The organism is Reyranella sp. GW821-FHT12G01 (assembly GCF_058806575.1).
The window spans coordinates 994,567-1,008,868 of sequence record NZ_JBXAPV010000001.1; the positions used below are offsets into that span (position 1 = coordinate 994,567).

Here is a 14,302-nt window from a genome sequence, read left to right on the forward strand (position 1 = left end):
CATAGCGAGGTCGCTCGACCGGGGGCAAAGATCGCTCGCGTTGCGCCGGATGACGATTTAACGTTGTCGTCATGAGCAAACGAGGCATTCCGGCGGGCGCTGTCGTCCGCGGCACCGACAAGGGCTACGACGAGGCCCCCAAAGTCCCCCTGAAGCCCGGCAGCGAGCGGCCGGTCGAGCAGATCGAGAAGGTTTATCCGTACATGCGGCCGCGCGATGCGGCGACGCTGATCCTGGTGCGGATGAAGGGCAAGACGCCGGAGGTCCTGATGGGCTGCCGCGCCGCTGCCCACGCCTTCATGCCCAACCGCTACGTGTTCCCGGGCGGCCGGGTCGATCCCGACGATGCGCGCGTGCCGGTCGCCACACCGCTCGACCGCTTCGTCAACGACCGCCTGATGCGCGCCGCCTCCGCGACCCGCGCGCGGGCACTGGCCGTCGCCGCGGTGCGCGAGACCTTCGAGGAAAGCGGCCTGATGCTGGGCAAGCCCCTCAAGGGCGGCGCGCCCGCCAAGGACTATGGCGAGCACTGGCACGGCTTCCTCGACAAGGGCATGGCGCCGGCGCTCGACTGCCTCGACCTGATCGCGCGCGCGGTGACGCCGCCGGGACGGCCGCGCCGCTTCAATGCCCGCTTCTTCATGGCGCGGGCCGAGGATGCGTCGGGCGAGATCCGTCATTCGAGCGAGATGGGCGACATCCGCTGGGTGCGCCTCGACGAGGCGCGCGAGCTGCCGCTGCCGACCATCACCGGGTTGATCCTGGGCGAGATCGGACGGCTGGTGAAGGAGCCGCCCAACCGCAAGAAGCAGCGCAAGATCCCGCTCTTCACCACGGTGCATCGCAAGCACCTGATGATCGAGGAATAGCCTCGTGGCGGAGCGCGACGACACCGCGCCGCCGTCTGCAGAGACTTCGCTTGCCGCTCCACGGCGTCCCGGCTCCGTAGCGGTGCTACCACGCGGCGGCGTGCGCCTGCGCACGCTGGTCATGATCCGCTGGGGCGCGGTCGCCGGACAGGCCTTCACCACCGCCGTCGTTCACTGGGGCCTGGGCTTCGGCATGCCGGTCCTCGCGGTCGGCGGCACCATCGCGCTCTCGGCGCTGCTCAACCTCACCGTCAGCATCGGCCGTCCCGCGTCGGCCCGCATCGACGACCGCGAGGCGGCGGTGTTCCTCGCCTTCGACATCCTCCAGCTCGCGGTGCTGCTCTATCTCACCGGCGGCCTGGTCAATCCGTTCTCGCTGCTGCTGCTGGCGCCGGTCGCGATCGGCGCCACCATCCTGTCGCTGGCGAGCAACATCGCGCTCACCATGCTGACGATCGCGAGCATCTCGCTGCTGGGCGTCTTCTATCAGCCGCTGCCGTGGAAGGGCCCGCCGCCCAACCTGCCCGACATCTATCAGGTCGGCCTGTGGGCCGGTCTCTCGCTCACCACCCTGCTGATCACCCTCTACGGCTGGCGGCTTGCGGAGGAGCAACGCCAGATGGCCGATGCGCTGGCCGCCGCGCAGGCCGCGCTGGCGCGCGAACAGCAGCTCTCGGCGCTGGGCGCGCTGGCCGCCGCCGCCGCGCACGAGCTGGGCTCGCCGCTCTCGACCATCGCCGTGGTCACCAAGGAGATGCAGCGGGAGATAGAGTACGACGATCCCTTGCGCGAGGATGTCGAACTGCTGGCGGCGGAGTCCGAACGATGCCGGTCTATCCTGGCGAAGCTTTCGACCGATCCCGCGGGCGACGTTTCGGACTCCTATACGCTGGTGCCGCTGCCGGCCCTGATCGAGGCCGCCGCCCAGAACTATGCCCGCGAGGAGATCGACATCAAATTCGAGGCGGGCCCGGTCGGGGACGGCGTTCCGAAGACCGCGCCGATTCAGCTCCGCAGCCCCGAGATCATGCAGGGTATCGGAAACATCGTTCAGAACGCCGTTTCATTTGCCCGGCGTGAGGTGAGGGTCTCGACCCGCTGGACGCGGGAATGGTCGGAGGTCGAGGTCGTCGATGACGGGCCGGGTTTCTCCGAGGCGCTGCTGGACGAACTCGGCACGCCGTTCATTTCGACCCGCCAGGGCCAGGAGGGCCATATGGGCCTGGGCGTCTTCATCGCCAAGACGCTGCTGGAGCGGACCGGGGCCAACGTGACCTTCGGAAATCGCTCTGCCGGGGGCGGCGGGGCGGCCGTTTCGGTGCGCTGGTCAAATCCAGTCTTCAAGGCTACATAGCGGCTGATGTCGAAGGAGTCGCCATGACCCAGGACAGCGGCGCCAATCGCCCTGTGTCCCCTGTCATCGCCGGAGCGACGAGCAACAAGGATCGGACCTTGCTGATCGCCGACGACGATGCAGCTTTCCGCAACCGTATCGCGCGTGCGCTCGAGCAACGTGGTTTCATCGTCACCGCCGTCGGCTCGGTCGCCGAGGCGCTGGCGCAGACCGCCCGTCCGCCCGCCTTCGCCGTGCTCGACCTCAGGCTGGCCGACGGCAACGGCCTCGAGCTGGTCGGTCCCCTGCGCCAGGCGCGGCCCGACATCCGCATTGTCGTCCTGACCGGTTACGGCAACATTGCGACCGCGGTCGCTGCCGTGAAGGAAGGCGCCGTCGACTATCTCGCCAAGCCGGCCGACGCCGACGCCATCGAGCAGGCGCTGACCGCGCACGGCCGCAAGCTGCCGCCGCCGCCCAGCAATCCGATGTCCGCCGACCGCGTCCGCTGGGAGCATATCCAGCGCGTGTTCGAGCAATGCGACCGCAACGTCTCCGAGACCGCGCGCCGCCTCAACATGCATCGCCGGACCCTGCAGCGGATCCTCGGCAAGCACGCGCCGCGCGAGCACTGAACCCAGCAGCATGACCCCTCCGTCGGCGTAAGACGCCGACACCTCCCCATTTGAATGGGGAGGAACGAAGAAGCCTTGCCTCCCCATTCAAATGGGGAGGTGCCCCGAAGGGGCGGAGGGGTCAGATCGTTACGCCCGCCGGCTCGCGGCGTTCCAGTACTGCTCCAGATTCGAAATCAGCGCCGGGCTGAAATGGCAGTAGGCCTGCTCGCGCGCGTAGAGCGCGGCGTAGCGGCGGAACGTGTCGAGCGATTCGGTGCCGAGGCGCAGCGCGCGACGATTGCCAATGGCGCCGACGGCGCCCGAACCGGTGAGGCGATCGATCACGCGCGTGATGGTCGCGTCGATCTCGCCCGGCGCCACGACCTCGTCGCAGATCATGCGGCCGACCTCCGAATCGCACTCGATGCGACGCTCGTACATGATCGCCTGGCGCGCGAGACGGTCGCCGACGAAGCGTGACAGGCGAAGGTTCGCCATCGCCGGGATGATGCCTTCCTTGCGCGCCGGCAGGGTCATGTAGGCGTCGCGACCGGCGATGTTGAAGTCGGTCGCCAGCAGGATCTGGCAGCCGCCGCCGATCGCGAAGGTCTCGACCGCGGAGATCCAGAGCTTCTCGATCGAATCGCCCGCGACCTCGTCGGGCGCAACGTCCGGCCGCGCGAGGCCGCGGAACATCTTGTTCACGAAGCCCATGTCGCGGATCAGGAACCACAGGAACGGGATCTTGCCGTAGTAGAGGTGCGTGAGGTTGATGCCGGCATTGTAGACGCGGCGGCCGGCATACTTGCCCTCCGGCACCACGTCGCCGCGCAGCACCGCGACCTCGCTCTGGCGGTCGAGGATGCAGACGTCGGCGCCGATCTCGGTCGCGGCCTGGGTCGCGTTGTCTTCCGAGTTGAGGAAGCGCCGATTGGACAGAAGCAGCACCGCCGCCTTGCCCTGGCGCTCGACCTTCGCACAGCCGAGGTCGAGGCTGCCGTCGCGCTGGAACTTCGCGAGCGCGTCGGGCGACTCCTCGCGCGGCAGCAGCATGGCGTGGCAGAGATGCAGGCCGCAGTCGGGGTCGGCGAGGAACTGGTTGAACAGGATGCCCTGGTCGATCTCGACGCCGTCCTTCTCGGACTGGCGCAGCTCGGCTTCGGCCGCGACCTGCGCCGCTGTCGGTGCGAGACCCGGCACGAGCGCGGCGGCTTCATAGGCCAGCCGTTCGATGCGCACGAACTTGGCGCGGTTGTCGGTCAGTCGATCGTAGAGCGTGCGCGCATGACGGCGCAGGAAAGCAAAGCGGGCTTCACGCGCTGCCTGCTTCACATTCTCGGCGGCGTCGTAGGCGGCGGGATCGCGATTGGGTTTAGCCGGCAGTCGCGCCAGCCGTTCGGCAGCTTCGCGCCAGTAAGTGGAGAAGGTGGCCACGTCGGCCGCGAAGTCGCCGCTGGCCGCGACCGGCGCCGGTGCGATCCCATCCATCTCGACGTTCCTGCCTGAAGAATTATGGAGCGGGCGACGGGATTTGAACCCGCGACCTACGGCTTGGGAAGCCGACGCTCTACCCCTGAGCTACACCCGCATTGACGTCATTCTAGCCCGCGGTTGCGCCCGAGGTCCAATCGTGTATCTCAAGTGGATGCTCGATGAAGTCCTCACTCCCGAAGAGCGCGCCGTCGTCGCGCGCGCCAAGGCATTCGCCGAAGAACATGTCGCGCCCAACGCCGCGCGCTGGGAGTGGGAGCGCCGCTATCCGCTCGAGACGATCAAGGCGGCCTGCGCCATCGGCCTCAACACGATCGAACTTGCGAAGAAGCATGGAGGACAAGGCCTGTCCTTCTCCTGCAAGCTGCGCGCCTTCGAGGAGATCGCGAAGCACGACTTCGCTTTCGCCTTTGCGCTGATCAACCATCACAATGCCTGCGCGCGTTTCGCGCGCGACGGCCAGCCGGCGCATGTCGCGCGTCTCCTGCCGCGCATGCTGACCGGCGACCTGATCGGTTGCGCGGGGCTCAGCGAGCCGGGCGTCGGCAGCGACTTCGGCGGACTGGAGATGGAAGCCGTCAAGGTCGAGGGCGGCTGGAAGGTGAACGGCGCCAAGGCGTGGATCACCAACGCCGCGGTCGCGGGCCTCTCGGTCGCTTATGCGCAGACCGACAAGTCGAAGGGTTATCGCGGCATCATCTGCCTCGCCATCGAGGCGGAGCGGCCGGGCTTCCATCGCGAGAAGCCGTTCGAGCTTCATGGCGGCCACGCGATCGGCGTCGGCGGCTTCCGCCTGGTCGACTACATCGCGCCCGACGAGGCGGTGCTGCATCCGCCGGGCCAGGCCTTCAAGGCCGCACTCGCCGGCATCAACGGCGCCCGTGCCTATGTCGCGGCCATGTGCTGCGGCATGCTGCAGGCCTCGCTCGAGACGGCGGTGCGCTACACGCAGCAGCGCAAGACCTTCGGCCAGCCGGTGATCGAGCATCAGGGCGTGCGCTGGAAGCTGGTCGATGCCGCGACCGATCTCGAGGCCGCGCGCCTCCTCACTTATCGTGCGGCGCGCTTGATCGACGAAGGCGGCGACGCGGTGATGCCGGCGGCCTACGCCAAGAAGTTCGCGACCGACATGGCCGTGCAGCGCATCGCCGACTGCATCCAGGCGATGGGCGCCAACGGCCTGCGCGCCGACTATCCGCTGGCCCGCCATCTCGCGGGCGCCAAGATCGCGGCCTACACCGACGGCTCGATCGAGATGATGAACGAGCGCATCGGTGCGGGCCTAGGTTCGGTGTTCGGCGCAACTGTGTGATACCTGACGGAACGCCGCGAAGCATGCGCGGCGACTGCGCGTACCCGATGTTTTTCCGGAATTCCGTGGAATTCCACTCGCGGAATCTTCACAAGGCCAGGACCTGACGGCATCACCTCGCGATTGCGTCACTGCGCGAGCGTACCCCGCCAATGCCGACCTCCATCATCGATGACCCCGACGAGATCGCCCGCCTGACGGCGAGCGCCAGCGCCCTTGCCTCGACCACCGGCGCCAACGGCGGCCATGGCCGTTACGACCGCGGCGCCGGGACAGGCAGCGGCGATACCGCCAATGCCGGCGGCGCACCCATCTATCTCGCCGCCATGGGCCAGCCGGGGCAGCCGGGTGGCCAGGGCTATGGCGCGGGCGGCCAAGGCGGCGGCACCGCGACGACCGGAACGATGACCAAAGGCCCGGGGGGCACGGGCGGTGGCGGCGGCGCCCCCGGACTTCACGACGCCGGGGGCGGCGCCTGGAGCATCGCGGCCGGTAACACCCTGGCCGGCGGCCAAGGCGGTTATGGCGGCAATGGAGGGGATGCCGATGCCGCCGGCAATGGTGGCAGTGGCGGGAGCGGCGGCGGCGGCATCTGGGGCACGGACTTCTTTCTCGCCAACGATGGCGCGATCAGGGGAGGCGACGGCGGGAGTGGTGGCCTGGGAGGTCTCGGCTACGATCCAGCCTTCTGGAGCCTGAGCGGCGATGGTGGCGGCGGGGGCGACGGGGGCATCGCCGTCGACGGTGCCGGCTATGTCCTGATCAATGCCGGCTCAATCGTCGGCGGCGCCGGCGGTGTCGGCGGCGCACCCATCAATCCCGGGCGCTATTTCGGTCAGGGCGGCGACGGTGCGGCCGCGGTCGCGGGCATCGGTTTCGAACTGCTCAACACCGTTACGGGTGCGGTGACCGGGGGCGACGGCTTCTTCACGGCCGGCACGATCGGTGGGGCCGGCGTCGTGGGGTCGGATTTCAAGATCTCCAACGCCGGCAGCATCCAAGGTGGTGTTGGCGGTACGGGCGAGACCGACGCAGCGGCCGCCACTGGCGCCCAGGGAGCGCGGGGAGAAAACGGCGTGGTGCTCACCTACCACAACGATGGCGGGGTCGGTGGCGATGGAGGCGATGGCCAGGACGGCGCGGCGGGCGTCAAGGGAGGCGATGGCGCTGCAGGCATCGACGGTGTGCGCTTCACAGTGATCAACACCGGCACGATCGGTGGCGGCGAGGGAGCGAGTGGCACCAATGGTGAAGCCGGCGGCGCAGGCGGCATTGGCGGTTTCGGTGGCTTCGGCTCCAACGGCTATGTAGCCGATGCATTCGCCGTAGGGGGTATCAACATCTATGGCGGCGATGGGGGCGACGGAGGCAAGGGCGGTGACGGCGGCAATGGCGGCGTAGGCGGCGAGGGCGGCAATGGCGGCGTCGCCGTCGGCGGCATGGATTTCGATCTGGTCAACACCGGCACGATCGCCGGGGGCGCCGGTGGCAAAGGCGGCAACGGTGGCAACGGCGGCGAGGGTGGCAGGGGCGGCAGCGGAGGCGCGGGCGGAGCTTTTGGCCCGAACTTTAACGGCGACAGCGGCGATGGCGGCGATGGCGGCCGGGGCAATTACGGGGGCAATGGCGGCGCCGGCGGCGCCGCCGTAGCCGGCACCAGGTTCTCGGTGGTCAACGAGGGGAGCATTACCGGCGGCGACGGCGGCGCGGCCGGTGACAGTGGCGAGGGCGGCCGTGGTGGCAACGGTGGGGCAGGGCTCGACAACATTGTTCAGTATATCGACGGCTGGTCCTTGCCAGGCAAAGGCGGGGACGGCGGGGACGGTGGCTCCTCCCTTTTCGCAACCCGTGAGGCAGGGGATGGCGGTGCGGGCGTCAGCGGCTCGGATTTCGACCTGATCAACACCGGCACGATCACCGGCGGCAGCAGCAACTCATCGTCCTATGGCGTAGGCCTTGGAGGCTACAGGGGCCTGGGCGGCCTGGGCGGCCTTCATGGCGGCAGTGCCGGCGAAGCAGGCGATCGCGCCCCCAGCGGCCGGGACGGCAATGACGGCCTCGGAGGCGGGAGCGTCACCATCTTTTACGGCACCCCTGGTGCAGGCGTCGTCTCGACCGGTAATGCGCAGATCACCAACGGCGGCACCATTGCCGGCGGCGTGGCGATGATCGGCACGACTGTCTACGAGCAGGCCAACGCGATCGACTTCTCGGGTGGCGGCAACGTGCTGACGCTCGCCACGGGCTATGCCTTCGTGGGCGATGTGGTCAGCACCAGCGGCACGACCAACGGCGGCGATGCGCTCTATCTCGGCGGCACGGGACGAGCATCGTTCGACGTCGGTGCGCTCGGTGTCTCCTATCGCGGCTTCACGACGCTCGGCCTCACTGGTGGCACCTGGACCGTAAGCGGCAGCAACACGAGCGGCCTCGACTGGACGGTTGCGAACGGCGTGCTTGCGCTCGCCGCTGGCGCGCAAGGTGGCGACGTCACGGTGCAAGCGGGCGGCACGCTGGGCGGAAACGGCACGGCGGGCAGCGTCGTGGTGCAGGACGGTGGCAAGGTCGCGGCGGGCGCGAGCGCGGGCATCCTTCGCACGGGCAACATCGCCTTTGGCGATGGCTCGGTCTTCGCTGTCGAGATCGGTGGCACGATGGCCGGTATCGGCGGCTACGATCAGCTCGCGGTCACGGGCACGGTCACCATCGGCGCCGGCGTGAAGCTCGCGCTGTCGCGGCTCGGCGGCTTCGATCCGTCCGGGGCCAGCTATGTAGTCGTCGACAATGACGGCGCCGATGCGGTGTTGGGCGGCTTCGCGGGATTGGCCGGCGGCAAGTCCTATCTGCGGGGCGGCATCGCCTTCACGATCGACTACCGGGGCGGCGACGGCAACGACATCGTCCTCGTCGCCGGCGCGGCCCTCGCCGGCACCGATGGCAACGATACGCTGACCGGCACTGTCGCCGGCGATCTGCTGAACGGCGGCCTCGGCGCCGATACGATGATCGGCGGCCTGGGCGATGATTTCTATTACGTCGACAATGCCTTCGATATCGTGATCGAAGCGCCCGGCGAAGGCCGGGACACGGTCTATACGAGCGTCGACTATGTGCTTGGCGCCGGCCAGGAAATCGAGGTGCTGCGCGCCAATGCCGGAGCGACAGGCCTCGCCCTGACGGGCAACGAGCTCGACAACAGGATCTATGGTGGCGCGGGCGACGACACGCTGAGCGGCGGCGACGGCAACGACATGCTCTATGGCGGTCGGGGTGCGGACACGATGACCGGCGGCGCCGGCGACGACGTCTACTATGTCGACCATTCCGGCGACGTCGTGGTCGAGGCCGAGCATGGCGGCATCGACACGGTGCGCACGACGCTCTCGAGCTACACGCTGGGCGCCAACGTCGAGAACCTGCGCTTCGTCGGCGCGGGCGATTTCAGCGGCACCGGCAACGAACTCGACAACAATCTCCGCGGCGGCGCCGGCAACGATGTGCTGGACGGCGGGGCGGGCCATGACGTGCTGAACGGAGGTGCCGGTGCCGATGTCATGAGCGGCGGCATCGGCGACGACACCTACTACGTCGACGATCCTCTGGACATCGTCTTCGAACTGCCGGGCGAAGGCTTCGACACGGTCTACGCGTCGGTCGACTACAGCCTGGGCGACGGCATGGAGATCGAGGTCCTGCGCGCGATCGGCGCGGAAGGCCGCAGCCTCACGGGCAACGAATTCGACAACACGCTGATCGGCGGCGTGGGCAACGACACGCTGGAAGGCGGTGTCGGCAACGACACGTTGCGGGGCGGCAGCGGCAACGACATGCTGGTCGGCGGTGCGGGGGCCGATACGATGACAGGTGGCGCGGGCGCCGACACGTTCGTCTTCCGCGATCTATCCGATTCGACGCACGCCGCGCGCGATACGATCACTGATTTCCACATCGGCGAAGACCGGCTCGACTTCACCGAGCTGGGCGGCCCAGGTTTCCAGGCGCTGGTGACCGTGACCAGCGCGCCCGTGACGATCGACGCCCATTCGATGGTCGCGTTCGTGTCCGGCGGCAACACGGTGCTCTACCTCAACGACACCGGAACCACGCAGGCGGCCGATGCCGCCAGCATGGAGATCTTCCTGAAGGGCGTGACCGGTCTCGGCGACGCTGACCTAGGCTACCACCTGATCGCCTGAGGTCTTCGCTTCAGGCGTTGTGGGCGCGCTTCAGGGCCTGGTCGAGGTCGTCGAACAGGTCGCTGCTTTCCTCGACGCCGACCGACAGGCGCAGCAGGTCGGGCGGACAGGGCGTGCCCGGTCCCTCGATGCTGGCGCGATGCTCGATCAGGCTCTCGACACCGCCCAGCGACGTGGCGCGCTTCCACAGGCCGACGCGCGCCGCCGTGGCGATGGCCGCGCGCTCGCCGCCCTTCACCCGCACCGACAGCATGCCGCCGAAGCCGCCCGTCATCTGCTTGGCCGCCGCGGCGTGGCCCGCGAACGAGGGCAGGCCGGGATAGAGGACCTGTTCGATCATCGGATGCTCGGCAAACTTTTCGGCGAGGCTCTGCGCCGACTTGCAGGCCCAGGCGACGCGCGGGAACAGGGTGCGCATGCCGCGCATCAGCAGCCACGCCTCGGTCTGGCCGAGGATGGTGCCGAGCTGCGAGCGGATGGTGCGCAGCTTCGCCCAGTACGCGTCGTCGCGCGCGCCGGTGAGGGCGCCGGCGATGATGTCGGAATGGCCGTTGAGGTACTTGGTGGCCGAATGCATCACGATGTCGGCGCCATGCTCGATGGGGCGCGTCAGCACCGGCGTCGCCACCGTCGAGTCGACGCCCAGCAGCGCACCGGCCTTGTGCGCGATCTCAGCGATCGCTGCGATGTCGGACACGCTCCAGGTCGGGTTGGCCGGCGTCTCGATCCAGACGAGCTTGGTGACACCGGGCTTCACGGCAGCGGCGACCTCGTCGGTCTTGTCGGTGTCGACGAACTCGACCTTGAGGCCCCATTGCGTGGCGAAGGTCATCAGCCAGTTGCGCAGCGCCCAGTACATGACCTTCGAAGTCACGACATGGTCACCCGGCGAGAGGGCCAGGAAGCACGCGGTCGCCGCACTCATGCCCGACGAAAAGATCAGCGACTTCGCGCCGCCTTCGAGCGCGGTAAGCGTTGCTTCGGCATGGTCGAATGTGGGATTGTCCGAACGCGCGTAGATTCGACCCGAACTGCTGTAGCTGTTGTCCTCGTCGCGCAGATAGGTGCTGGCCATGTGGATCGGCGGCACCACGGCCTTCGTTATCGGGTCGACCCATCCCATCGCCTGAGCGGCCAGCGAGGCGGGGGAAAAGCTTTTCTCGGACATCTGCGGCACCGTCGGCTTACAGGAAACTTACGTCGATCGCGCCCTTATAGCGCATCGCACCACTTGAAATGAGGATGCACTAGTAGCTTCATATGTAGTGATTTGCATTCGAGATCGTTAGAGTCATCACGGTTGCCGAACAGGCGGCAAACACTCGCTGGGGAGTCAGTAATGGACGTTCAGACCCTGCACACCAAGCAGCTTCAGACAGCCGGTCGCGGTGACCGCGTTGCCCGCACGCGCGAATCGATCGTCGCGTCGGCGCTTGCCCTCGCCACGGCGGGACAGGTCGCGCCGATCGTGCGTGACATCGCCCAGATGGCCGGCGTTTCCGCCCGCACCGTCTTCCAGCATTTCGCCGACACCGCCGAGCTGTACGTCGCCGTCCTCGGCCGCGTCCTGGCCGCCCTCGTGGGCGAGGCGCCGGAAATCGCGGCCGCCGGTCCGGTCGAGCAGCGGGTCGCCAACCTGATCAACCAGTGCGCCGACCGCTACGAGCAGCTCCGCCCGATGTGGACCTTCGTCGAGACCCTGCAGCGCCGCTCGCCGGAAGCCGCTGACATGATCTCGCAGATCTACAGCGCCAACACCGCCAACCTCTCGCAGGCCTTCGCGCCGGAGCTGGGCGCGCTGCCGGCGGAATCGCGCCAGCGGACGCTGACGGCGCTGGCCCTGGCCATCGCGCCGGAGAGCTGGGTCGTCCTGCGCCAGCGTCTCGGCCTGTCGGTCGAGCAGTCGCGCGAGGAACTCAGCTTCGTCGTGAAGTCGGTGTTCGCGACCGAGGCCGCGCGCCGCTAGCTGCCTCACGGGCCAACATCTCGAGCGAGCGGTCGCGCAGGCCGAGCTCGCCGAGATGGGTGACCGTGTTCTGCACGTACTCGAGGCTGCTGCCGGTGGCGCCATGGCCCTGGCGGATCAGCCTGACAGCCTCTTTCGCCGGCAGCTTGCCGGCGAATTGCCGATGGGAGCGATCGGCAAGATAGACGAGCGCCGGCACCGTCCGCCCGTCGTCGAGCAGGAGCGGCCGGACCGTCTCCTCGTAGACCCCGTCATTGTCGATCTCGCGGTGGATCAGGTAGCGCCGCACCTCGTCGTAGGTGGCGGCCGGCAGCCGGTGCGCCAGGCCACGACAGGAACCGCCCGGCAGCAGGCCCAGGATCAGGCCCGGCTTCTTGGGCGTGCCGCGATAATGTTCTGAATAGATGCAGAAGGCGCGGTGCCAGCCCTGTAGCCGCGCCGCTTGCGTTTCGGGCGTCGCGAAGCCCGGGTTCCACATCAGCGAGCCGTAGCCGAAGACCCACCTTGGCTTGACGGTGGGTTTTGCGGCGGCGCCCAAGCCTCTAGGCCTGGTGGAGATGGATCAGCGCGCGGCGGATTTCGCGGGTGCGCGTGAACAGGTCGAACAGCTTGTCGCCCTCGCCCCAGCGGATGGCGCGCTGCAGGTAGAAGAGATCTTCCTGGAAACGCTGCAGCACTTCGAGCACGGCCTCGCGGTTATTCATGAACACGTCGCGCCACATCGTGGGATCGGAGGCGGCGATGCGCGTGAAGTCGCGGAAGCCGCCGGCGGCGAACTTCAGTACTTCGCTGTTCAGGTGACCGCCGAGATCGTCGGCGGTGCCGACGATCGTGTAGGCGATCAGGTGCGGCAGGTGCGAGGTGATGGCGAGGATGCGGTCGTGATCCTTGGGATCGATACGCTCGACCTGGCTGCCCAGGCCCTTCCAGAAAGCTTCGAGGCGGGAAACCGCATCGGCGTCGCTGTCGGGCAGCGGCGTCAGGATGCACCAGCGGCCTTCGAACAAGTCGAGCAGCGCGGCCTCGGGGCCGGAATTCTCGGTACCGGCGACCGGATGAGCCGGCACGAAGTGCACGCCCTTCGGGATGTGCGGAGCCATGTCGGCGATCACGGTCTGCTTCACCGAGCCGACGTCCGACACGATGCAGCCGGGCTTCAGGCTCGACGCGATGGCCTTGGTGGCCGGTCCGCAGGCGCCGACCGGCGTGCAGACGATCACCAGGTCGGAGTCCTTGCAGGCTTCCGCGAGATCGGTGGTGCAGTGGTCGGCGAGCTTCAGCTTGTTGGCGAGTGCCGCGGTCTCGGCGCTGCGCGTTGCCGCGACGATGTGTTTGGCGAGGCCGCGCTTGCGGGCTTCCAGCGCGATCGAACCGCCGATCAGGCCGATGCCGATCAGCGTGATCTTGTTGAACAGGGGCTCGCTCATTTGGCCGACGCCACGAAGCGGGCGAGCGAGGCCTGCACCGCCTTCACCTCGGTCTCGGTGCCGACGGTGATGCGCAGATGCTCGGGCAGGCCGTAGCCTGCGACGAGGCGCGGGATGAGGCCGTCGTTCATCATCCACTCGTTGGCGGCGGCTGCGCGTTCCTTGGAACCGAAGCCCACCAGCAGGAAGTTGCCGACGCTCGGCAGCGGCTTCAGGCCGAGCTTCACCAGCTCGGCGCTAAGCCACGGCAGCCAGATGTCGTTGTTGGTGCGGCTGGCGTCGGTATGGGCGATGTCCTCCAGCGCCGCGACGCCCGCGATCTGTGCCGCGAGGTTGACGTTGAACGGCTGGCGCAGCCGGCTCATCACGTCGACGATGCCGGCCGGACCGTACATCCAGCCGAGCCGCAGGCCGCCCAGTCCGAAGATCTTCGAGAAGGTGCGGGTCATCACCACGTTCTCGGCCTGGTCGACCAGCTCGACGCCCGATTCGTAGTCGTTCTTGCTGACATACTCGGCGTAGGCCGCGTCGATGATCAGCAGCACGTTCTTCGGCAGGCCGGCGTGCAGGCGGCGCACATCGTCCTTGGTGACGTAGGTGCCGGTCGGGTTGTTCGGGTTGGCGAGGCAGACGATGCGCGTCTTGTCCGTAACCGCGGCCAGCAGGGCGTCGATGTCGCTGCCGTAATCCTTGGCCGGCGCTGCGACCGGCGTCGCGCCGACGCCCAGCGCGTTGATCGCGTACATCAGGAAGCCGTACTGGCTGTAGAGCAGCTCGTCGCCCGGGCCGCAGTAGGCGCGGACCAGCAGGTTCAGGATCTCGTCGGAGCCCGCGCCACAGACGATGCGTGCCGGATCGAGGCCGAAGTGGCGGCCGATCGCCTTGCGCAGCTTGCTGGTGTCGCCGTCGGGATAGCGGTGCAGCTCGGCGGCCGCCTTGGCATAGGCCGCCATCGCCTTGGGCGACGGGCCCAGCGCGCCCTCGTTGGACGAGAGCTTGGCGATCGTCTCCTTGCCGTCGATCGAGTCCTTGCCCGGCACATAGGGCGCGATCTTCATGATGCCCGGACGAGGGGTGAGCGCGCTCATGCC

The 14,302-nt window shown here is 68.2% G+C and carries 11 protein-coding genes and 1 tRNA gene; 6 read left to right on the forward strand and 6 right to left on the reverse strand.

Going from position 1 to position 14,302, the window contains the following annotated elements:
* Nucleotides 1-71: 71 nt before the first annotated feature.
* The 3 genes from AC1RP5_RS04905 to AC1RP5_RS04915 are packed head-to-tail and all read left to right on the forward strand — an operon-like array spanning nucleotide 72 to nucleotide 2,837.
* Nucleotides 72-869, forward strand: coding sequence for an NUDIX hydrolase (locus AC1RP5_RS04905; RefSeq protein WP_493109471.1), 798 nt, complete (start codon nucleotides 72-74; stop codon nucleotides 867-869).
* A gap of 4 nt (nucleotides 870-873) precedes the next feature.
* Entirely contained in the window at nucleotides 874-2,223 is a 1,350-nt protein-coding gene (locus AC1RP5_RS04910; RefSeq protein ID WP_493109472.1) for an ActS/PrrB/RegB family redox-sensitive histidine kinase, read from the forward strand.
* A 23-nt stretch (nucleotides 2,224-2,246) separates the two neighbouring features.
* Complete coding sequence (locus AC1RP5_RS04915) at nucleotides 2,247-2,837, forward strand: ActR/PrrA/RegA family redox response regulator transcription factor (RefSeq protein WP_082752368.1); 591 nt, start codon at nucleotides 2,247-2,249, stop codon at nucleotides 2,835-2,837.
* Nucleotides 2,838-2,966: 129 nt separating this feature from the next.
* Here the strand turns inward: AC1RP5_RS04915 and AC1RP5_RS04920 are convergent, their stop codons facing one another.
* Complete coding sequence (locus AC1RP5_RS04920; protein WP_493109473.1) at nucleotides 2,967-4,307, reverse strand: enoyl-CoA hydratase/isomerase family protein; 1,341 nt, start codon at nucleotides 4,305-4,307, stop codon at nucleotides 2,967-2,969.
* 25 nt (nucleotides 4,308-4,332) lie between these two features.
* A tRNA-Gly gene (locus tag AC1RP5_RS04925) sits at nucleotides 4,333-4,407 on the reverse strand.
* A gap of 57 nt (nucleotides 4,408-4,464) precedes the next feature.
* Here AC1RP5_RS04925 and AC1RP5_RS04930 point away from each other — a divergent pair.
* Both AC1RP5_RS04930 and AC1RP5_RS04935 read left to right on the forward strand, forming a co-directional pair.
* Nucleotides 4,465-5,622, forward strand: a complete 1,158-nt coding sequence (locus tag AC1RP5_RS04930; RefSeq protein ID WP_493109474.1) for an acyl-CoA dehydrogenase family protein — start codon at nucleotides 4,465-4,467, stop codon at nucleotides 5,620-5,622.
* A 152-nt stretch (nucleotides 5,623-5,774) separates the two neighbouring features.
* Nucleotides 5,775-9,818 carry a beta strand repeat-containing protein gene (locus tag AC1RP5_RS04935; RefSeq protein WP_493109475.1) on the forward strand — a complete coding sequence of 1,348 codons (4,044 nt, stop codon included), beginning with the start codon at nucleotides 5,775-5,777 and terminating at the stop codon, nucleotides 9,816-9,818.
* A gap of 10 nt (nucleotides 9,819-9,828) precedes the next feature.
* Here the strand turns inward: AC1RP5_RS04935 and AC1RP5_RS04940 are convergent, their stop codons facing one another.
* Nucleotides 9,829-10,986: a trans-sulfuration enzyme family protein gene (locus tag AC1RP5_RS04940; protein ID WP_493109476.1), complete on the reverse strand. Its 1,158-nt coding sequence runs from the start codon at nucleotides 10,984-10,986 to the stop codon at nucleotides 9,829-9,831.
* 171 nt (nucleotides 10,987-11,157) lie between these two features.
* Between AC1RP5_RS04940 and AC1RP5_RS04945 the strand changes: the two genes are divergently transcribed.
* A complete protein-coding gene (locus AC1RP5_RS04945) occupies nucleotides 11,158-11,784 on the forward strand; it encodes a TetR/AcrR family transcriptional regulator (RefSeq protein ID WP_493109477.1) in 627 nt (208 codons plus the stop codon).
* Here the strand turns inward: AC1RP5_RS04945 and AC1RP5_RS04950 are convergent.
* From AC1RP5_RS04950 to hisC, 3 genes are read right to left on the reverse strand one after another with little or no spacing between them, the layout of a single operon-like run.
* The gene (locus AC1RP5_RS04950) at nucleotides 11,735-12,322 is read right to left on the reverse strand and encodes a gamma-glutamylcyclotransferase (RefSeq protein ID WP_493109478.1); all 588 of its coding nucleotides are present in this window, start codon (nucleotides 12,320-12,322) and stop codon (nucleotides 11,735-11,737) included. The two genes, AC1RP5_RS04945 and AC1RP5_RS04950, sit on opposite strands and share 50 nt — an antisense overlap.
* A 4-nt stretch (nucleotides 12,323-12,326) precedes the next feature.
* Nucleotides 12,327-13,211: a prephenate/arogenate dehydrogenase family protein gene (locus AC1RP5_RS04955; protein WP_493109479.1), complete on the reverse strand. Its 885-nt coding sequence runs from the start codon at nucleotides 13,209-13,211 to the stop codon at nucleotides 12,327-12,329.
* On the reverse strand, nucleotides 13,208-14,299 hold the full coding sequence (hisC, locus tag AC1RP5_RS04960) for a histidinol-phosphate transaminase (protein ID WP_493109480.1): 1,092 nt from the start codon (nucleotides 14,297-14,299) through the stop codon (nucleotides 13,208-13,210). Before hisC ends, AC1RP5_RS04955 begins: the two co-directional genes overlap by 4 nt.
* Between the last annotated feature and the right edge of the window lie 3 nt (nucleotides 14,300-14,302).